The organism is Mycolicibacterium pallens, from assembly GCF_019456675.1.
GTDB classification, from domain to species: Bacteria; Actinomycetota; Actinomycetes; order Mycobacteriales; family Mycobacteriaceae; genus Mycobacterium; species Mycobacterium crocinum.
Genome location: NZ_CP080333.1, coordinates 1055458 through 1075424 on the forward strand (window position 1 = coordinate 1055458; position 19967 = coordinate 1075424).

General features: G+C 66.1%; 21 protein-coding genes and 1 pseudogene. 16 read left to right on the top strand and 6 right to left on the bottom strand.

Annotation, left to right across the window (positions count from 1 at the left end; genetic code table 11):
• Positions 1-12: 12 nt before the first annotated feature.
• The 9 genes and pseudogenes from K0O64_RS04985 to arcA all read left to right on the top strand — a co-directional run bounded on the left by K0O64_RS04985 (position 13) and on the right by arcA (position 9330).
• Positions 13-651, top strand: a complete 639-nt coding sequence (locus tag K0O64_RS04985; RefSeq protein ID WP_071947506.1) for a TetR/AcrR family transcriptional regulator — start codon at positions 13-15, stop codon at positions 649-651.
• Between the two features lie 319 nt (positions 652-970).
• On the top strand, positions 971-1345 hold the full coding sequence (gene rpsL / locus K0O64_RS04990; RefSeq protein ID WP_036343468.1) for a 30S ribosomal protein S12: 375 nt from the start codon (positions 971-973) through the stop codon (positions 1343-1345).
• Positions 1345-1815 carry a 30S ribosomal protein S7 gene (rpsG, locus tag K0O64_RS04995; RefSeq protein ID WP_003881868.1) on the top strand — a complete coding sequence of 157 codons (471 nt, stop codon included), beginning with the start codon at positions 1345-1347 and terminating at the stop codon, positions 1813-1815. Before rpsL ends, rpsG begins: the two co-directional genes overlap by 1 nt.
• An 85-nt stretch (positions 1816-1900) precedes the next feature.
• A complete protein-coding gene (gene fusA, locus K0O64_RS05000) occupies positions 1901-4003 on the top strand; it encodes an elongation factor G (protein WP_071947505.1) in 2103 nt (700 codons plus the stop codon).
• Positions 4004-4088: 85 nt separating this feature from the next.
• On the top strand, positions 4089-5279 hold the full coding sequence (tuf, locus tag K0O64_RS05005) for an elongation factor Tu (RefSeq protein ID WP_071947504.1): 1191 nt from the start codon (positions 4089-4091) through the stop codon (positions 5277-5279).
• Positions 5280-5404: 125 nt separating this feature from the next.
• Positions 5405-5692, top strand: a complete 288-nt coding sequence (locus K0O64_RS05010; RefSeq protein WP_071947503.1) for a hypothetical protein — start codon at positions 5405-5407, stop codon at positions 5690-5692.
• A 71-nt stretch (positions 5693-5763) separates the two neighbouring features.
• The gene (locus tag K0O64_RS05015) at positions 5764-6618 is read left to right on the top strand and encodes an SHOCT domain-containing protein (protein WP_071947502.1); all 855 of its coding nucleotides are present in this window, start codon (positions 5764-5766) and stop codon (positions 6616-6618) included.
• Between the two features lie 3 nt (positions 6619-6621).
• Positions 6622-8064: pseudogene (locus K0O64_RS05020) on the top strand (basic amino acid/polyamine antiporter).
• An 18-nt stretch (positions 8065-8082) separates the two neighbouring features.
• Positions 8083-9330, top strand: coding sequence for an arginine deiminase (gene arcA / locus K0O64_RS05025; RefSeq protein ID WP_220046171.1), 1248 nt, complete (start codon positions 8083-8085; stop codon positions 9328-9330).
• A 1-nt stretch (position 9331) separates the two neighbouring features.
• Here arcA and K0O64_RS05030 read toward each other — a convergent pair whose 3' ends face one another.
• Positions 9332-9583 carry a hypothetical protein gene (locus K0O64_RS05030; protein WP_220046172.1) on the bottom strand — a complete coding sequence of 84 codons (252 nt, stop codon included), beginning with the start codon at positions 9581-9583 and terminating at the stop codon, positions 9332-9334.
• A gap of 257 nt (positions 9584-9840) precedes the next feature.
• Between K0O64_RS05030 and K0O64_RS05035 the strand changes: the two genes are divergently transcribed.
• Positions 9841-10695: a mycofactocin-coupled SDR family oxidoreductase gene (locus K0O64_RS05035; RefSeq protein WP_096310178.1), complete on the top strand. Its 855-nt coding sequence runs from the start codon at positions 9841-9843 to the stop codon at positions 10693-10695.
• Here the strand turns inward: K0O64_RS05035 and rocD are convergent.
• Together rocD and ddaH are read right to left on the bottom strand one after the other, a co-directional pair.
• Positions 10692-11927: an ornithine--oxo-acid transaminase gene (gene rocD, locus K0O64_RS05040; RefSeq protein WP_220046173.1), complete on the bottom strand. Its 1236-nt coding sequence runs from the start codon at positions 11925-11927 to the stop codon at positions 10692-10694. The genes K0O64_RS05035 and rocD overlap by 4 nt on opposite strands.
• Positions 11924-12769 (bottom strand): dimethylargininase, encoded by an 846-nt coding sequence (ddaH, locus tag K0O64_RS05045; RefSeq protein WP_071947497.1) that lies wholly within the window; start codon positions 12767-12769, stop codon positions 11924-11926. Before ddaH ends, rocD begins: the two co-directional genes overlap by 4 nt.
• Positions 12770-12893: 124 nt before the next feature.
• On the opposite strand from ddaH, the gene K0O64_RS05050 reads away from it, so the two are divergent.
• Positions 12894-13340 (top strand): Rv2324 family transcriptional regulator, encoded by a 447-nt coding sequence (locus tag K0O64_RS05050; RefSeq protein ID WP_220046174.1) that lies wholly within the window; start codon positions 12894-12896, stop codon positions 13338-13340.
• A gap of 59 nt (positions 13341-13399) precedes the next feature.
• Entirely contained in the window at positions 13400-14587 is a 1188-nt protein-coding gene (locus tag K0O64_RS05055) for an NAD(P)/FAD-dependent oxidoreductase (protein ID WP_071947495.1), read from the top strand.
• On the opposite strand, the gene K0O64_RS05060 is transcribed toward K0O64_RS05055, so the two are convergent.
• The 3 genes from K0O64_RS05060 to mftR are packed head-to-tail and all read right to left on the bottom strand — an operon-like array spanning position 14584 to position 16984.
• Positions 14584-15807 (bottom strand): VOC family protein, encoded by a 1224-nt coding sequence (locus tag K0O64_RS05060; RefSeq protein WP_071947494.1) that lies wholly within the window; start codon positions 15805-15807, stop codon positions 14584-14586. The genes K0O64_RS05055 and K0O64_RS05060 overlap by 4 nt on opposite strands.
• Complete coding sequence (locus tag K0O64_RS05065; protein WP_071947493.1) at positions 15804-16319, bottom strand: RNA polymerase sigma factor; 516 nt, start codon at positions 16317-16319, stop codon at positions 15804-15806. Before K0O64_RS05065 ends, K0O64_RS05060 begins: the two co-directional genes overlap by 4 nt.
• A 41-nt stretch (positions 16320-16360) precedes the next feature.
• Positions 16361-16984 (bottom strand): mycofactocin system transcriptional regulator MftR, encoded by a 624-nt coding sequence (gene mftR / locus K0O64_RS05070; RefSeq protein WP_071947492.1) that lies wholly within the window; start codon positions 16982-16984, stop codon positions 16361-16363.
• A gap of 93 nt (positions 16985-17077) precedes the next feature.
• Here mftR and mftA point away from each other — a divergent pair, with 93 nt between their 5' ends.
• From mftA to mftD, 4 genes are read left to right on the top strand one after another with little or no spacing between them, the layout of a single operon-like run.
• Entirely contained in the window at positions 17078-17173 is a 96-nt protein-coding gene (gene mftA / locus K0O64_RS05075; RefSeq protein ID WP_071947491.1) for a mycofactocin precursor MftA, read from the top strand.
• 2 nt (positions 17174-17175) lie between these two features.
• Positions 17176-17490: a mycofactocin biosynthesis chaperone MftB gene (gene mftB / locus K0O64_RS05080; protein WP_225933631.1), complete on the top strand. Its 315-nt coding sequence runs from the start codon at positions 17176-17178 to the stop codon at positions 17488-17490.
• Positions 17487-18656: a mycofactocin radical SAM maturase gene (gene mftC, locus K0O64_RS05085; protein WP_071947489.1), complete on the top strand. Its 1170-nt coding sequence runs from the start codon at positions 17487-17489 to the stop codon at positions 18654-18656. Before mftB ends, mftC begins: the two co-directional genes overlap by 4 nt.
• 3 nt (positions 18657-18659) lie before the next feature.
• The gene (gene mftD, locus K0O64_RS05090; protein WP_220046176.1) at positions 18660-19853 is read left to right on the top strand and encodes a pre-mycofactocin synthase MftD; all 1194 of its coding nucleotides are present in this window, start codon (positions 18660-18662) and stop codon (positions 19851-19853) included.
• Positions 19854-19967 lie beyond the last annotated feature (114 nt).

A 19967-nucleotide genomic window follows, 5' to 3' on the forward strand; every position in this document is an offset into this window, starting at 1 on the left:
AAGGGCCTCGTGATGACATCTGAGCCGGAACCGGACCCGGCGGCCGACCGGCCGCGCGCCGGCAACCGGTCGTCGGCGAGGTCAGCCAAGCTGAGCCGCGAGGTCATCGTGAACGCGGCCCTGACCTTCCTCGACCGCGAGGGCTGGGACGGCCTGACCATCAACGCACTGGCCACCCAGCTGGGCACCAAGGGCCCGTCGCTGTACAACCACGTGCACAGCCTGGAAGACCTGCGCCGCACAGTCCGCATGCACGTCATCGACGACATCCTGCAGATGCTGTCGACCGTCGGGCAGGGGCGAACCCGCGACGACGCCGTCACCGCGATGGCCAGCGCCTACCGCAGCTATGCCCATCACCACCCGGGCCGGTACTCGGCGTTCACCCGCATGCCGCTGGGCGGCGACGACCCCGAGTTCACCGCCGCCTCGCACGCCGCGGCCGCCCCGGTCATCGAGGTGCTGGCGTCCTACGGCCTGGACGGCGACGACGCGTTCTATGCCTCGCTGGAGTTCTGGGCGGCGCTGCACGGGTTCGTTCTGCTGGAGATGACCGGTGTGATGGACATGGTCGACACCGACGTCGTGTTCTCCGACATGGTGCTGCGCCTGGCCGCCGGAATGGCCCACCGCAGCGGGGCGCGCGACTGACCACCTGACGGGCACCGATTGACCGGCCCATCGGGAACCGACGCCGACATTCACGCGTTGACCTGCAGTAAGGCGCCGTACGCCGAGTTTGGAGGGGCGTGCCGCGCCTGGTATCGTAGAAGCTCGTGCCGGGCCGATAGGGGCGCTTGCGGGGACGCATGCGCGCACGCCGGGCCAATTCGCATGTCCAGTATGCATCGGGTTCGACCGGTGCGCAGTGCGTGCGACACGCCCGGCAGCGGGGTACGCGGCGGGGCGAAAACAGCAGTACAGAGACTTGAGAATTGCCGAAAGACGTACGAGAGAAGAAAGCCGGTAGATGCCAACCATTCAGCAGCTGGTCCGCAAGGGTCGCACCGACAAGGTCGCGAAGGTGAAGACCGCGGCCCTCAAGGGCAGCCCGCAGCGCCGCGGCGTGTGCACCCGCGTGTACACGACCACCCCGAAGAAGCCGAACTCGGCACTTCGCAAGGTCGCGCGCGTGAAGCTGACGACCGGCGTCGAGGTGACCGCCTACATCCCCGGTGAGGGCCACAACCTGCAGGAGCACTCGATGGTGCTGGTGCGCGGTGGTCGTGTGAAGGACCTCCCCGGCGTTCGCTACAAGATCATCCGCGGCTCGCTGGACACCCAGGGTGTCAAGAACCGCAAGCAGGCTCGTAGCCGTTACGGCGCGAAGAAGGAGAAGAGCTGATGCCGCGCAAGGGTCCCGCACCGAAGCGCCCGTTGGTCAACGACCCGGTCTACGGGTCGCAGCTGGTCACCCAGCTCGTCAACAAAGTCCTGCTGGACGGGAAGAAATCGCTGGCAGAACGCATTGTTTATGGTGCGCTCGAACAGGCTCGTGACAAGACCGGCACCGATCCGGTCGTCACCCTGAAGCGCGCTCTCGACAACGTCAAGCCCGCCCTCGAGGTGCGCAGCCGTCGTGTCGGTGGCGCCACCTACCAGGTTCCCGTCGAGGTGCGCCCTGATCGCTCCACCACGCTGGCCCTGCGCTGGCTGGTCAGCTTCTCCAAGGCGCGCCGCGAGAAGACCATGATCGAGCGGCTGGCGAACGAGATCCTCGACGCCAGCAATGGCCTGGGTGCTGCAGTCAAGCGGCGTGAGGACACCCACAAGATGGCCGAGGCGAACCGGGCCTTCGCGCACTACCGCTGGTGATCGCAACGCCGGCGGCCGCAGTGTTGCGGCATGCGCGGCGCATTGAATACACCAAACAAGCAAGCGAAAGAGTGGGAATTTAGCCGTGGCACAGGACGTGCTGACCGACCTGAACAAGGTCCGCAATATCGGCATCATGGCGCACATCGATGCCGGCAAGACGACGACGACCGAGCGCATCCTCTTCTACACCGGTATCTCGTACAAGATCGGTGAGGTGCACGACGGTGCCGCCACGATGGACTGGATGGAGCAGGAGCAGGAGCGGGGTATCACGATCACCTCGGCTGCGACCACCTGCTTCTGGAACGACAACCAGATCAACATCATCGACACCCCGGGCCACGTCGACTTCACCGTCGAGGTGGAGCGCTCGCTGCGCGTGCTCGACGGTGCCGTAGCCGTCTTCGACGGCAAGGAAGGTGTCGAGCCGCAGTCCGAGCAGGTCTGGCGTCAGGCCGACAAGTACGACGTGCCGCGCATCTGCTTCGTCAACAAAATGGACAAGCTGGGTGCCGACTTCTACTTCTCGGTGCAGACGATGAAGGACCGCCTCGGCGCCAACGTCGTCCCGATCCAGCTGCCGATCGGCTCCGAAGGTGACTTCGAGGGCGTCGTCGACCTGGTCGAGATGAAGGCCAAGGTCTGGCGCGGTGAGACGAAGCTCGGCGAGAAGTACGACGTCGTCGACATCCCGGCCGAGCTGCAGGAGAAGGCCGAGGAGTACCGCACCGCCATGATCGAGGCCGTCGCCGAGACCGACGACGAGCTCATGGAGAAGTACCTGGGCGGCGAAGAGCTCACGGTCGCCGAGATCAAGGCCGGTCTGCGCAAGCTCACCGTCACCAGCGCCGGCTACCCCGTGCTGTGCGGTTCGGCGTTCAAGAACAAGGGCGTGCAGCCCATGCTCGACGCGGTCATCGACTACCTGCCGACCCCGCTGGACGTCCCGGCCGCCGAAGGCCACGTCCCGGGCAAGGAAGACGAGATCATCTCGCGCAAGCCGTCGGCCGACGAGCCGTTCTCCGGGCTGGCGTTCAAGGTCGCCACGCACCCGTTCTTCGGCAAGCTGACCTACGTCCGGGTGTACTCGGGCAAGGTCGACTCCGGTGCGCAGGTCATCAACTCGACCAAGGGCAAGAAGGAGCGGCTGGGCAAGCTGTTCCAGATGCACTCCAACAAGGAGAACCCGGTCGAGTCGGCGTCCGCCGGTCACATCTACGCGGTGATCGGCCTCAAGGACACCACCACCGGTGACACCTTGAGCGATCCGAACAACCAGATCGTGCTCGAGTCGATGACGTTCCCCGATCCGGTTATCGAGGTCGCCATCGAGCCCAAGACCAAGAGTGACCAGGAGAAGCTGAGCCTCTCGATCCAGAAGCTGGCCGAAGAGGATCCCACCTTCAAGGTGCACCTGGACCAGGAGACCGGCCAGACCGTCATCGGCGGTATGGGCGAGCTGCACCTGGACATCCTGGTGGACCGCATGCGCCGCGAATTCAAGGTCGAGGCCAACGTCGGCAAGCCGCAGGTCGCCTACAAGGAGACCATCAAGCGGCCGGCCACCAACGTCGAGTTCACGCACAAGAAGCAGACCGGTGGTTCCGGCCAGTTCGCGAAGGTCATCATCAACCTCGAGCCCTTCGAGGGCGAGGACGGTGCGACCTACGAGTTCGAGAACAAGGTCACCGGTGGTCGCATCCCGCGTGAGTACATCCCGTCGGTGGATGCCGGTGCCCAAGACGCCATGCAGTACGGCGTGCTGGCCGGCTACCCCTTGGTGAACCTGAAGGTCGTGCTCCTCGACGGCGCCTACCACGACGTCGACTCGTCGGAAATGGCCTTCAAGATCGCCGGTTCCCAGGTGCTGAAGAAGGCTGCCGCGATGGCGCAGCCGGTGATCCTGGAACCGATCATGGCCGTCGAGGTCACCACCCCGGAGGACTACATGGGTGACGTGATCGGCGACCTGAACTCCCGCCGTGGTCAGATCCAGGCCATGGAGGAGCGCAGCGGTGCGCGTGTCGTCAAGGCACAGGTTCCGCTGTCGGAGATGTTCGGCTATGTCGGCGACCTTCGGTCGAAGACGCAGGGCCGGGCTAACTACTCCATGGTGTTCGACTCGTACGCCGAAGTTCCGGCGAACGTGTCGAAGGAGATCATCGCGAAGGCGACGGGCCAGTAATCCTGGCCCGCCGGCTTGGCGGACCACAACTGAAAACATCGAAACTGCTTAACCAAAGCACCAACAAGTCCAGGAGGACACAGAAGTGGCGAAGGCGAAGTTCGAGCGGACGAAGCCGCACGTCAACATCGGGACCATCGGTCACGTTGACCACGGCAAGACCACGCTGACTGCAGCAATCACCAAGGTTCTGCACGACAAGTACCCGGAGTTGAACGAATCGCGCGCATTCGACCAGATCGACAATGCGCCCGAGGAGCGTCAGCGCGGTATCACCATCAACATCTCCCACGTGGAGTATCAGACCGAGAAGCGTCACTACGCGCACGTCGACGCCCCCGGTCACGCTGACTACATCAAGAACATGATCACCGGTGCCGCCCAGATGGACGGCGCGATCCTGGTGGTCGCCGCCACCGACGGTCCGATGCCGCAGACCCGTGAGCACGTGCTGCTGGCCCGCCAGGTCGGCGTCCCCTACATCCTGGTGGCGCTGAACAAGGCCGACATGGTCGACGACGAGGAGCTCCTCGAGCTCGTCGAGATGGAGGTCCGCGAACTGCTGGCCGCCCAGGAGTTCGACGAGGAAGCCCCGGTCATCAAGGTCTCCGCGCTCAAGGCCCTCGAGGGCGACCCGCAGTGGGTCAAGAGCGTCGAGGACCTGATGGACGCCGTCGATGAGTCGATCCCGGACCCGGTCCGCGACACCGACAAGCCGTTCCTGATGCCCGTCGAGGACGTCTTCACGATCACCGGCCGCGGCACCGTGGTCACCGGTCGTGTCGAGCGTGGCGTGATCAACGTGAACGAGGAAGTCGAGATCGTCGGCATCCGCCCCACCACCACCAAGACCACGGTCACCGGTGTGGAGATGTTCCGCAAGCTGCTCGACCAGGGCCAGGCCGGTGACAACGTCGGTCTGCTGGTTCGTGGTGTGAAGCGTGAGGACGTCGAGCGCGGCCAGGTCGTCGTGAAGCCCGGCACCACCACCCCGCACACCGAGTTCGAGGGCAGCGTCTACATCCTGTCCAAGGACGAGGGCGGCCGGCACACGCCGTTCTTCAACAACTACCGCCCGCAGTTCTACTTCCGTACCACGGACGTGACCGGCGTGGTGACCCTCCCCGAGGGCACCGAGATGGTGATGCCCGGTGACAACACCGACATCTCCGTCAAGCTGATCCAGCCCGTGGCCATGGACGAGGGCCTGCGGTTCGCGATCCGTGAAGGTGGCCGCACCGTCGGCGCCGGCCGGGTCACCAAGATCCTCAAGTGATCTGACACAGCAGTCGCGAAGCGGCGCTCACCTTCGGGTGGGCGCCGCTTTCGTTTGTGTTCAAGCCGCCCTCGCGCCGGTGGTGCGGTGCTACGCTTCGGCATCTCAGCGCGGGGGTTGAGGCCATGGACGACGACGATTTTCACCAGCCGGCATACCCGCCGTCGGTTCTGTTCGGCGGCGCGGCACTGGTCGCTGTACTCGGCGGGATCGTCGCAGCGGTCCTGATCGTGAGTGCGAACAGTGTCGACATTCATCACGTGCCCCCGGCACCCCGCACCCAGCAGGCCGCCCCCGCGGTGCGCGCCCCCGCGGCGCCCGCTGCGCCCGCGGCGCAGAACAACCTCGAGGTGGTCGTGAATCGACTGACCCCGCAATTGCCCGGCCTGGACCGGTTGCTGAAGGAACCCTGACAAGGCTGTCAGCAGCAGTGTCTTGGCGTTAGTCTGATCCCGACATTGCTGGCCGAGAAGGGGTGTGCCAAGTGTTGGGGCGGTATATCAAAGCGCAGTTGACCGTGCTGCTGTTCGGCGGCCTCGTCGGTCCCATCTTCCTGATCGTGTACTTCGCGCTCGGTCCGTTCGCGCGGCCCTATATCGGGTGGATGTTCTGGACCGGTCTGCTGATCACCGCGGCTGACGTGCTGGCCGCGCTCTGGCTGACCAACGCCGGCATCAAATCCTCGGCGCGACATGAGGAGCTGAATCAGCGCGGTGTCCTGGTGCTGGCACAGATCACCGGGATCTCCGATACCAACTGGTTTGTCAACGACCAGCAGATGATCAAGGTGAACCTGCACTTCGACGTGCCGGGCTATCAGGGCTTCGACACCCAGGAATCCATGGCGTCGAGCCCGACCCGCATGCAGATCCTCAACAGCCACAAACTGGTGGCGCTCGTCGAACCGGGCACCCAGAAGTACGAAATCGATTGGAATGCCAGCGCTTTGATCGCCGGGGTGGTGCCTGCGCAGTTCACCCTCGCCGAGGACAACAAAACCTACGACCTGCGCGGCCAGGCCGGCCCGCTGATGGAGATCATGCAGATCCTGCGGGCCAACGGTGTTCCGATGAACGGCACCATCGACATCCGGTCCAACCCGGTTGTGCGCCAACAGGTGATGGACGTGGTCCGCCGGGCCGCAGCCGGACAGCAGGCCGCCGCCGCACCGCCGCAAGCGGCTCCGGTCCAGACGGCGCCGCCGCCGGTATACGCACCACCGGCACCGGAAGTGACCACCGCACAACGGCTTCAGGAACTCGAGACGTTGCGGGCCACCGGTTCGATCACAGAGGCTGAGTACACCACCAAGCGACAACAGATTCTCGCCGATCTGTAGCTGATGGCGGCCACCGAAGCGCCGACGCAGGCTGACGGGAAAGTCAGCCTGCCGACGCTGACAGCCATGGTGGTCGGGTCCATGATCGGATCGGGCGTCTTCCTGCTGCCGCGGCGCTTCGGAGTCGAGACCGGCGTGCTCGGAGCGCTGATCGCCTGGGCGATCGCCGGCACAGGAATGCTGATGCTGGCCTTCGTATTTCAACGACTGGCCACCCGTAAGCCCGACCTCGACGCCGGTATCTTCGCTTACGCCAAGGCCGGCTTCGGCGACTATGTCGGGTTCAACTCGGCCATCGGCTATTGGGCCTCCGCCTGTGCGGGCAACACGTCGTACTGGGTCGTCATCACCGCGACCACAAGCGCGCTGATCCCGGGGTTCGGCGCAGGCGACACAGTGCTCGCAGTGGTGGTGTCCGCAGTCGGGGTCTGGCTGTTCGCGTTCCTGGTGATGCGCGGTGTCAAGGACGCCGCGGTGATCAATTACATCGTCACCATCGCCAAAGTCGTGCCCATCCTGATGTTCATCGTGATCGCGATCATCGCCTTCAAGGCCGATGTCTTCGCCGATAACTTCTGGGGTGACAAAGCCTATTCGTCAGCCTCGGTATGGGAGCAGGCGAAGGGCACGATGCTGATCACCGTCTTCGTATTCCTCGGTATCGAAGGCGCCAGTGTCTACTCCCGGATGGCCCGCAAGCGATAGGACGTCGGGCGGGCCACGGTGATCGGGTTCCTCAGCGTGCTCAGCGTCTTCGCGTTGGTCACCTTGGTGTCGTATGGCGTGATGCCGCAGGGCGATTTAGCCGGTGTCGATCAGCCGTCGATGGCCGCGGTACTGGAATCGATTGTCGGAACGTGGGGTTCGATTCTCATCCGAGTGGGTGTGATCGTCTCGGTGCTGGGCGCGTACCTGGCGTGGACGTTGATGGCAGCCGAAGTTCTCTACATCCCCGCCAAAACCGACGACATGCCGCGGTTCCTGGCCCGCACCAACCGCCACGGTGCGCCGGTGGCGGCGTTGATCATGGCGGCCGGCTTGATCTCGATTCTGCTCGTGGCGTTGTTGTTCGCCGCTGACGCACTCGATTTCATGCTGGACCTGACCGCTGCACTGTCGCTGATTCCCTACCTGTTGGCGGCCGCCTACGCGGTCAAGCTGACGGTTACCCGCGAGACGTACGACGATGGAAAATCCCGCGTGCCGGACATGATCGTGGCCGCCGTGGCAACGGCATACACGTTGTTCCTCGTCAGTGCTGCGGGTGTGGACAAGTTGTTGTTGTCCTGTGTCCTGTACGCACCCGCTGCCGCGCTGTATTTCACGGCGCGGCGGGAACGCGGTCTGCGAATATTCAGGCCCGCTGAAGCGGTGCTGTTCGGTGTGATCGTCATCGGGGCGATCGCCGCTGTGGTGTCCTTGGCCAGTGGGGCGATCGACATCTGACGCAAGAGGGGGACCGACATGACGAATGCTTCTGCCGACTATGGCGTTCACTCCGAAGTCGGAAGGCTGCGCAAGGTTCTGGTGTGTTCACCCGGTCTGGCCCACGAACGATTGACGCCGACCAATTGCGATGACCTGCTCTTCGACGACGTGCTGTGGGTGCAGAACGCGCGCCGGGATCACTTCGACTTCATGGACAAGATGCGCGACCGCGGTGTCGCAGTGGTCGAACTGCACAATCTGCTCACCGAGACGATGGACATCCCCGAGGCCCGGACCTGGTTGCTCGACCGGAAGATCGTCGCCAACGAGGTCGGCATGGGGCTGGTCGATGACACCCGATCATTTCTGGACGAGCTGCCCACCCGACGCCTGACTGAATTCCTGATCGGCGGATTGTCCACGCGCGACCTACCGGTCGAGCTCGGCACCGGTTATCGAGCCTTGGCGCGCGAGCACGCCGGCATCACCGAATACCTGATGCCACCGCTACCGAACACGCTCTACACCCGCGACACCACGTGCTGGATATATTCGGGGGTGACGCTCAACCCGCTCTTCTGGCCGGCCCGGCATGACGAAACACTGTTGATGAAGGCCATCTACGAGTTCCATCCGGACTTCACCGGGTCGACGGTGTGGTGGGGCGACCCCGAAAAGTCATGGGGGATGGCCACAATCGAGGGCGGCGACGTGCTGGTGCCGGGCAACGGCGTCGTGCTGATCGGCATGAGCGAGCGCACGTCGCGCCAGGCCATCACCCAGGTGGCGGCGACGCTGTTCGACAGCGGTGCGGCCGAGCGGATCATCGTGGCGGGGATGCCGAAGCTGCGCTCGGCCATGCATCTCGATACGGTGTTCACGTTCGCCGATCGCGACGTGGTGACGATCTACCCCGAAATCGTGGACAACATCGCAGCTTTCACGCTGCTGCCCAGCGATTCGCCGCGCGGGTTGGATGTCATCGAGGAGACCAAACCGTTCGTGGAGGTCGTCGCCAACGCCCTGGGTCTGGGCGCGTTGCGGGTGGTCGAGACCGGCGGCACCGCGTATGACTCCGAGCGCCAGCAGTGGGACAGCGGAAACAACCTGGTGGCCGTCGAGCCGGGCGTGGTGCTTGCGTATGACCGCAATACCCACACCAATTCGTTGCTGCGTAAGGCCGGTGTCGAAGTCATCACGATCGTCGGGGCTGAGCTGGGCCGCGGACGCGGCGGCGGGCACTGCATGACCTGCCCCATCGTCCGCGACCCAGTCGACTACTGACTCAGCGGCCGCCGCCCACCGGGGGAGTGTTGCCGCTCGGCCCGTAGGCCCCGTTCTGGTCGTTGGCGTTGCCCGCGCCCCCGGCCGGGTCTTGCGGAACCGCCACGTTGCCGGACGTCTGGCACGTCGAGGTGGAGGTCTGCGGAACCGTGCATTCGTCCTGCGGTGTGGCGGACGCGATCGGCGCCGCGATGAGTGCGGCGGCCGCGCCGGTCAGCAGTGCGGGTGCGATGCGACGAATGGTCAATGGCATGGATCTTCCCTACTTCCGTACTGAGGGGATGTCGCTACCCCGTGGCTAGGGGCTAGCTGTGACGCGGGTCTGCGCGATGCGGTTCGAAATCCGGTGCGTCTCTCGGCAATCAAGGCCTGTGGACCCGCCAAGCAGCAATACCCGACGGGCTGACGGGCAAACACAACGTCATATTCGGGGAATCTGTCCCGAGCGGTATCTAGAACACGTTCCAGTTCTCTTGCTAGCCTGGCCTGAGCGGAACGAAAGGACCATTGATGACAACACCGTCGGGGACGCTGGAAGGGCGAGTGGCATTCGTCACGGGCGCCGCACGCGGCCAGGGCCGGGCCCATGCCGTACGGCTGGCTCGCGAAGGCGCCGACGTGATTGTCTCCGACATCTGCGCGTCCGTCAGTGACACCATTCCCTATCCCGGGACCACTGCCGAGGATCTGAACGAGACGGTCCGGTTGGTGGAGGCCGAGGGGCGCAAGGTGCTGGCCCGTGCGGTCGACGTCCGCGACGACGCCGCGGTGCGCCAACTCGTGGCCGACGGTGTCGAGCAGTTCGGCCGGCTCGACATCCTGGTCGCCAACGCCGGCGTGCTGTCCTGGGGCCGGTTGTGGGAGTTGACCGACGAACAGTGGAACACCGTCATCGACACCAACCTCACCGGCACGTGGCGCACGTTGCGGGCCGTCGTTCCGGCGATGATCGAGGCGGGCAACGGTGGCTCGATCATCGTGGTGAGCTCATCGGCCGGTGTGAAGGCCACGCCCGGAAACAGCCACTATGCCGCCTCCAAGCACGGCCTGACTGCGCTGACGAACTCGCTGGCTCTCGAAGCGGGTGAGTACGGCATCCGGGTCAACTCCATCCACCCGTACTCGGTGGCGACGCCGATGACCGAAAACGACGCCATGATGGGCGTTTTCGCCGCACACCCCAGCTACCTTCACGGCTTCGCCCCGATGCCCTACCTTCCGGTCGGCCAGAGCGCGACCGGCAAGCGGTCCGACTTCATGAGCGTCGACGAGGTCGCGGACGTGGTGGTCTGGCTGGCCGGCGACAACTCCGCGACGCTGTCGGGTTCGCAGATCAGCGTCGACCGCGGCGTGATGAAGTACTAGCCCGCTGCGGCTAGTACGCATGCGAACTGCTCGACCGCCCAGTCGATCTCGTCGCTGGTGATCACCAAGGGTGGGGCGAACCGCAACGTCGACCCGTGAGTGTCTTTGACCAGCACACCACGTTCGGCCAATGCGAGGCTGAGTTGCTTGCCCGTCCCCAGGCGTGGGTCGATATCGACACCGGCCCACAGGCCCATGCCGCGCACCGCGAGAACACCCCGGCCGATCAGCGAGCGCAAGCGCGCGTGCAGATGGAGTCCGAGTTCGGCTGAGCGAGACTGGAATTCGCCGCGTCGAAGGATACCCACGACGGTGGAGCCGATGGCGGCGGCGAGTGGGTTCCCGCCGAACGTCGAGCCGTGCTCGCCGGGATGGAGCACGCCGAGGATGTCGCGGTCGGCGACGACCGCCGACAGGGGCACCACGCCTCCGCCGAGCGCTTTACCGAGCAGATAGACGTCGGGCACCACACCCCAGTGGTCGCAGGCGAAGGTGTGGCCGATGCGCGCCAGGCCGGACTGGATCTCGTCGGCGATCAGCAGCACGTTGCGTTGGGTGCACACCTGGCGCAGCCGGGGCAGGTAGTCGTCGGGCGGCACGATGATGCCCGCCTCGCCCTGAATGGGCTCGATGAGCACCGCGACGGTGTTCTCGTCGATGGCGGCCGCGACGGCGTCGACGTCCCCGAACGGTACGGACCGGAAGCCGGGGGTGAACGGACCGAATCCGCCACGTGCGGTCGTGTCGGACGAGAAGCTGACGATGCTGATCGTGCGGCCGTGAAAGTTGTTGTCCGCCACGATGATATTCGCCATACCGGCCGGGACGCCCTTGACGTCGGCTCCCCATTTCCGGGCGACCTTGAGTCCGCTCTCCACGGCCTCGGCACCGCTGTTCATCGGCAGCACCATGTCTTTGCCGCAGAGCCCGGCGAGTGCGGCGCAGAACGGGCCGAGTCGATCGGAGTGGAATGCCCGGCTCACCAAGGTCACCGCGTCGAGCTGGCGGTGGGCGGTGGCGACGATCTCGTCGTTGTGGTGACCGAAGTTGACGGCCGAATACGCGGCCAGGCAGTCGAGGTAGCGGCGGCCCTCGACATCGGTGATCCACGCTCCGCGGGCGTGTGAGGCCACCACCGGAAGTGGCGAATAGTTGTGCGCGGCATAGGTGTTGTCCAGCGCGATGGCATCGGCGGTCGCGCCGGCGATGGTGTGAGTGTCGGCGACGGTCATGAGAACACCTCCAGCGTGCAGCATTTGACCGAACCGCCACCCTTGAGCAGTTCGGATAGATCGACGCCGATCGGGTGGAAGCCGGCGTGATAGAGCTGCTCGGCGAATCCGGTGGCCTGGGCGGGGTGCACGACATGCTTGCCGTCGGACACCGCGTTGAGTCCCAGTACGTAGGCGTCGGTGCTCGCCACCTCGATGGCGTCCGGGAACAGCCTGCGCAGCTGGGCGCGGGCGTGGTCGGTGAATGCCGGCGGGTAGTAGGCGATCGTGCTGTCGTCGAGCACGCTCAACGCCGTGTCGAGGTGGTAGAACCGCGGATCAACGAGTTCCAGGGAGATCACCGGCATACCGGTGAGGTCGGCGATTTCGGCGTGCGCGTGCGGATGGGTGCGAAAGCCGGTGCCGGCCAGAATCATTGAACCGACGACCAGAAGGTCGCCTTGACCCTCGTTGACATGGCGGGTCGCGACGGGGTCGTGTCCCCGCTCGGCCATCCAGGCGGCATAGGCCACTGACTCGCCATAGCGCTCGGCGTGCTTGAACTGGGCGACGACCGCGGTGCCGTTGATGATCAGTCCGGCGTTGGCCGCATAGACCATGTCCGGCAGGCCGGCGACCGGCGCGACGAGGTCGACGGTGTGGCCGAGCCGAACGTAGGTGTCGCGCAGGTTTTCCCACTGGGCCAGCGCCAGCCGCGCGTCGACGGGTGTGCTGGTGTCCATCCAGGGGTTGATCGCGTACTCGACGGTGAAGTACGTCGGCGGGGTCATGGCGTAGTGACGGAGTCGCTGGGTGCGCGGTGTCCTCGTCGACTCGGCGGCGACATCAGGGGATATCGTCATGAAAATAACGATAGAAGCGGCTCCGGACGCAATCAATCGACACCTATTGCGTGTCTATGAACGATCTATTGCGTGAGAGCTAACATTGCGGTGATTTGTTGTGTACAGGACGGGAAGGGTGCCGATGGACCGGTTGGACGAGACCGACGAGCGCATCCGCGCCGAACTCGCCGAGCATGCGCGGGCCACATTCGCCGAGATCGGCGAGCGGGTGAACCTGTCGGCGCCTGCGGTGAAACGGCGCGTCGACCGGATGCTGGACACCGGCGTGATCCGCGGCTTCACCACGGTCATCGATCCCAGCGCACTGGGCTGGAACACCGAGGCCTACGTTCAGGTGTACTGCCACGGCACCATCGCGCCAGATCGGTTGCGCGAGGCCTGGATTGACATCCCGGAGATCATCAGCGCCGCCACGGTGACCGGCACCTCGGACGCCATCCTGCATGTGCTGGCCCGGGACATGCGTCACCTGGAAGCGGCGCTCGAGCGCATCCGGTCCAGTGCCGATATCGAGCGCAGCGAAAGCATCGTGGTGCTGTCCAACCTGATCGACCGCTCACCCGCCTAACCGGTCGGTTGGCGCAGGCTGGCACGCAGTTCGTGGCGGCGATCGTGTAAGAACACCACGTGAGCACGAGTGAAAACGGCATCCTGATCGTCGGCGGCGGCCTGGCCGCCACCCGCACCGCCGAGCAGTTGCGCAAGTCCGAGTACACCGGCCCGGTCACCATCGTCAGCGACGAAGTGCACCTGCCCTATGACCGCCCGCCGCTGTCGAAGGACGTGCTGCACGCCGACCTTGACGATGTCGCGCTCAAGCCCGCCGAGTTCTACACCGACAACAACATCACCCTGCGGCTGGGCAGCGCGGTCACCTCGCTGGACACCGCCGCCCAGACGGTGACGCTCGCCGACGGCTCGGTGCTGGGCTACGACGAACTCGTCATCGCCACCGGGTTGGTGCCCAAGCGCATTCCGTCGTTCCCCGACCTGGAGGGCATCCGGGTCCTGCGATCCCTCGACGATGCACTGGCGTTGCGCGCCCACGCGGGATCGGCGCGGCAGGCGGTGATCATCGGCGCCGGCTTCATCGGTTGCGAGGTGGCGGCGAGCCTGCGCAAGCTCGGCGTCGAGGTGACGTTGGTCGAGCCGCAGCCCGCGCCGCTGGCCTCGGTGCTGGGGGAGCAGGTCGGAAATCTGGTCACCCGCCTGCACCGCGCCGAGGGCGTCGACGTGCGCCCCGGCGTGGGGGTGGCCGAAGTGCGCGGCGAGAACGGCCACGTGAGCACCGTGGTGTTGTCCGACGGCAGTGAGCTGCCTGCCGACCTCGTGGTGGTCGGCATCGGCTCGCGCCCGGCCACCGACTGGCTGGAGGGCAGCGGCGTCACCATCGACAACGGTGTGGTGTGCGACGAGGCCGGGCGCACCAGCGCACCCAACGTGTGGGCACTCGGCGATGTCGCGTCCTGGCGTGACGCCACCGGACATCAAGCGCGCGTTGAACATTGGAGCAACGTGGCCGAGCAGGCCCGCGTCATCGTGCCGTCGATGCTGGGGCAGGACGCGCCGTCGGTGATCGTCGTGCCGTACTTCTGGAGCGACCAGTACGACGTCAAGATCCAGTGCCTCGGCGAACCGGAGGCCACCGACATCGTGCACATCGTCGAGGACGACGGCCGCAAGTTCCTGGCCTTCTACGAACGCGACGGCGTGGTGGCCGGTGTGGTCGGCGGCGGTATGCCCGGCAAGGTCATGAAGACCCGCGGCAAGATCGCCTCCGGCGCCCCGATCTCCGACGTCCTTCCCGCGTCCTAGAACTCGCCGAGGTAGAACCGGCCGCCCTGGTCGTCAGTGCACTCGGCCATCAGTCCGTAGGGCTGCCGGCTGGGCGCGGCGAGAACAGTCCCACCGGCCTCGCGGACCCGGTCGACTGCCGCGTCGATGTCCGAGACTGTCCACATCGGCACGATGCTGGGCGCCTGCGAGCCGCCGGCGGCCCCGGACATCGGCTGTGTGTTCTGCACCGCCCAGCCGTCGGCGACGCGACCGCGTTCGAACGTCCACCCGAGAACCCGGCCGTAGAACTCCCGGAACGTCGTCGCATCCGCGACCTCGTATGTCACGTACGACAGCTCACCGGGACCCGCCCCGTTGAGCAGCGGTCGCCGCTGGCCCGGGTCGGGGACGTACACCGCGAAGGCGGTGCCCTCGGCGTCGACGGCGTCGACGACGGTGCCCACCGCGGTTTCGCGTGTCACGCCCATTCGGCCGCCGACGGCACGGATCGCCGCGCCCGACTCGTCCACGTCGTCCACCGCGTAGCAGCAGAACAGCGTCGACCGGTCAGCGGGTGAGATATCAATGGCCTCAACGGTATTGGTCACGCGGCCGGTCGAGTCGCAAGCCCACCCCAGCACGCGCGAATAGAACGCGACCGCTCGGGCGGTATCCGGGGTCCGCACCGACACAAACCCGATGTCACCGTGCCGGATGGGCTCGCGGACCGGCCCGCTGAGCATCCAGCGATGACCGAACGGGTCGCGGACGGTGGCGTTGCGGGCGCCGTGACCTTCGTACGGTTCGCGTTGCACGTCGGCGCCACGGGCACGCGCCCGGGTCAGTGCGGCGTCCGTGTCGGCGACGTGCAGCATCAGGCTCACCGAGTTGACCCCCGGCGCGGGGGCCCGCAGTCCGAGGTCGGCGAATTCGTCGGCGAGGTACAGGACACCGCCGCCCACCGCCAGCTCGGCATGGCCGATGCGACCGTCGTCCATCACGATCGGGTCACCGATCAGTTCCGCGCCGAAGGCGTCGCGGTACCAGTCGATGGCAGCGCGGGCGTCGGCCACCGTCAGGTAGGGCAGGGCCGCGGGCCGGGGAGGTTCGGTGACTGTGCTGACGCTCATCACAAATCCTTTCGTCGTGTCGGACAGGGACGCCACGGCCTCCAGTCGCGCTCGCAACCGGGCCGCGAAGGACGGATCAGGTTGTACGGGAAGGTCTTCGGTGGTCAGGACCCGTAGTGGATCGGTCATGAGACACCTCCCTCCGGATAGAGCTTCCTGAAAGCGCGCCGGGCGCGCACGAGTAACGCTTCGGTGGCGTGCACGCTGCGTCCGATCAGCTCGGCGCACTCCGGTACCGAGCAGTCGTCCATGTAGCGCAGCGCAAGCACGACGCGGTGCGGTTCGGGTAACCGGGCGAGCACGCTTTCGGCGACGATGCGGTCCAGCTGCGCGTCCCACTCGTCGGCCGCCTCCGGTTCCGGCACGTCGGCGACCGGCACGGTGGATCTGGCTGTGCGGCGCCGGTAATGGTCGGCCAGTTTGTGCCGGGCCACGCCGAGCAGCCACGGGACGGCCAGCGGCGGGGGAGCCGATCGGCGGGCGGCGTCCATTGCGGCCAGGAAGGTCTCCGAGGTGAGATCCTCGGCCGTGGCCGGATCGCCGCACCGGCGGACGAAGTAGCCGTAGACGACCGGTAGTGCGTCGTCGTAGAGCTCTAGCAGCCGGTACGGAGCATCGGGTGGTTCCGGATCCGCACTCACACCCCTATCGTCGTCGCGCGAGGCTCAACTACGCACAATTTTCAGCGAGTTCGGCCGTCCAGGTCGTCGAGCCCGTGCGCGACGATGTCGAACGCGTCGCCGATTGCCTGCGGCAGCGACACGGTCTCGTCGGCCAGCCAGTACTCGTAGGCCGACAGCGCGACCCCGAGCATCAGCCAGGCGACCGATTGGGGGGCCAGGTCACCGGGCTTTCTGCCGGTGCGTTCGGCCACGAAGTCCGCGACCACACCGCGCCAGCCGGCGTACATGGTCATCGAGTGTGCCTGCAGCTCGGCGGTCTGCAGGATGACCCGCATCCGCTGACGATGCCGCTCGGTCTCGGAGGGGTCAAAAGTGTTGAACGCCAACAAGGCTGACCGCAATGCCGAGCTGAGTGGTTCATCGTCGCCGACTTGGGCGAACAGATCGCGGAAGTGCTGGAGGTGGGCGTCGAAATCACCCCACGGGATGGCGTTCTTCGACGGGTAGTACCGGAACAGGGTGCGGCGCGCGATGCCCGATGCCTGGGCGACGTCGTCGACGCTGACCGAGCCGAACCCGTAGTTCGCGAACAGGTCGAGTGCGACGTCGGTGATGTGGTCCTGGGTGGTGGACCGGCGCCGGCCTACGCGGGCGCTCGGAGGACCCCCGGCCCTAGCCGTCATCGACCCACCTCTTTCTTTTCGGCACTCGATGCCATATTCTTGCGATCTCGATCACAATTGTCGAGAACCTAGGCCGACGAAAGGGTGCTTTTCATGGAGCCGAGCCAGGCAACCGAGACCGAAACCGAACTGGTGACCGAGACGCTGGTCGAAGAGGTCTCCATCGACGGGATGTGCGGGGTCTACTGACCGTGCCCGCCCACGCTGTGGGCGATCCGGCTGTGGCCGGGTCGGCCTTCGACCCGGCACTCAGCTGGCGCCTGCATCCGCAGGTGGCCGTGCGACCGGAGCCCTTCGGCGCGCTGCTGTACCACTTCGGCACCCGGAAGCTGTCGTTTTTGAAGAACCGCACCCTCCTCGCCGTCGTGAACTCGCTAGACGAACATCCCGATGCGCGCTCCGCCCTGCGGGCCGCCGGGGTCGACGAGCCCGACGAGGCGCCCTATCTGCACGCGTTGAGCACGCTGGCTACCTCGAACATGTTGACTTGCAAGGATTCCCAATGACTTCGGTGGCACCGGTACCCCGGCTGATCGAGCAGTTCGAGCAAGGCCTCGACGCGCCGATCTGCCTGACCTGGGAGCTGACTTACGCCTGCAACTTGGCGTGCGTGCACTGCCTTTCGTCCTCAGGTAAGCGCGATCCGCGCGAGCTGTCCACGGCGCAGTGCAAGGCCATCATCGACGAGCTCGAGCGTATGCAGGTCTTCTACGTCAACATCGGCGGCGGCGAACCCACTGTGCGCCCGGACTTTTGGGAGCTCGTCGACTACGCCACCGAGCACCATGTGGGGGTCAAGTTCTCCACCAACGGTGTGCGCATCACTCCCGAGGTCGCCGGGCGGCTGGCGGCCAGTGACTACGTCGACGTGCAGATCTCGCTGGACGGCGCGACCGCCGACGTCAACGACGCCGTCCGCGGACCCGGCTCGTTCGACATGGCCACCCGCGCGCTGGAGAACCTCGCCGCGGCCGGGTTCAAGGACGCCAAGATCTCCGTGGTGGTCACCCGCCACAACGTCGACCAGCTCGATGAATTCAAAGCTCTCGCCGACCGCTACGGCGCCACCCTGCGCATCACCCGGTTGCGTCCGTCCGGGCGTGGAGCCGACGTCTGGGACGAACTGCACCCGACTCCCGAGCAGCAGGTGACGCTCTACGACTGGCTGGTCGCCAAGGGCGAGGGCGTGCTCACCGGTGACTCGTTCTTCCACCTCTCCGGCCTGGGCGCCCCGGGGGCGCTGGCCGGCCTGAACATGTGCGGTGCCGGGCGAGTGGTCTGCCTGATCGACCCGGTCGGTGACGTCTACGCCTGCCCGTTCGCCATCCACGACCGCTTCCTGGCCGGAAACATCGTGCGCGACAACGGTTTCGACAACGTGTGGAAGAACGCGCCCCTGTTCCGCGAGCTGCGCGAGCCGCAGTCGGCCGGCGCGTGCGGCAGCTGCGGGCACTACGACGCCTGCCGCGGCGGCTGCATGGCCGCGAAGTTCTTCACCGGCCTGCCACTGGACGGCCCCGACCCGGAGTGCGTCGAGGGCTACGGGGTGCCCGCCCTGGCCACCGAGCGGGACAAGCCCCGCCCGAGCGCCGACCACTCCCGCGGCAAGCCGATCATGCTGACCTTGTCCACCCGGCCGCCGGCCAAGCCCTGCAACGAAAGTCCGATCTGATTCATGGCACGCGACACCTGGTTCGAAACCGTCGCCATCGCACAGGAGCGCGCGAAAAAGCGTCTCCCCAAGTCCGCGTACGGCGCACTCATCGGTGGCAGTGAGAAGGGCCTCACCGTCAACGGCAACAACGAGGCCTTCAACGAGCTCGGCTTCGCGCCGCACGTCATCGGCGCGCTCGAAAAGCGAGACATGGAAACAACTGTCATGGGCCAGGATGTGTCGCTGCCCGTGCTGATCTCGCCGACCGGCGTACAGGCCGTTCACCCTGACGGGGAGGTGGCCGTCGCCCGCGCCGCCGCGGCCCGCGGCACCGCGATGGGGTTGTCGTCGTTTGCCAGCAAGCCCGTCGAAGAGGTCGTCGCGGCCAACCCAAAGACGTTCTTCCAGATCTACTGGCTGGGCGACCGGGACGCCATCGCCGCGCGCGCCGAGCGGGCCCGCGCCGCCGGGGCCGTCGGTCTGATCGTGACCACGGACTGGAGCTTCAGTCACGGGCGGGACTGGGGGAGTCCCAAGATCCCGGAGAAGATGGACCTCAAGACCATGGTCAAGATGAGTCCCGAGGTGCTGACCAAACCGCGCTGGTTCTACCAGTGGGCCAAGACCCTGCGACCGCCGACGCTGTCGGTGCCGAACCAGGCCGGCAAGGGGGAGGCCGGTCCGGCGTTCTTCGACGCCTACGGCCAGTGGATGGGCACGCCCCCGCCGACGTGGGACGACATCGCCTGGCTGCGCGAGCTGTGGGGTGGTCCTTTCATGCTCAAGGGCGTCATGCGCATCGACGACGCCAAACGCGCTGTGGATGCTGGCGTTTCGGCGATTTCGGTGTCCAACCATGGCGGCAACAACCTCGACGGCACGCCGGCGTCGATCAGGGCGCTGCCAGCCATCGCATCCGCGGTCGGCGACCAGGTCGAGGTGCTGCTGGACGGCGGTGTCCGCCGGGGCAGTGACGTGGTCAAAGCCCTGGCGCTGGGTGCCCGCGCGGTCATGATCGGGCGCGCCTACCTGTGGGGCCTGGCAGCCAACGGCCAGGCGGGTGTGGAGAACGTCCTCGACATCCTGACCGGCGGCATCGACTCGGCCTTGCGGGGGCTCGGCAAGGCGTCCGTCCACGACCTGACCCCGGAGGACATCCTGGTGCCGGACGGCTTCGTCCGGGCGCTCGGAGTGCCAGGCGGCGACGCGCACTAAGGCCGTCATAAGCGGGCCTCTGGTACTGGCGTGACTGACGGGACGACGGTGAACGCTCCGGGTGGATCGGGCCGTCCCGATTGCGAAAGAAATCCGTCTTCTCCTCGAACAATT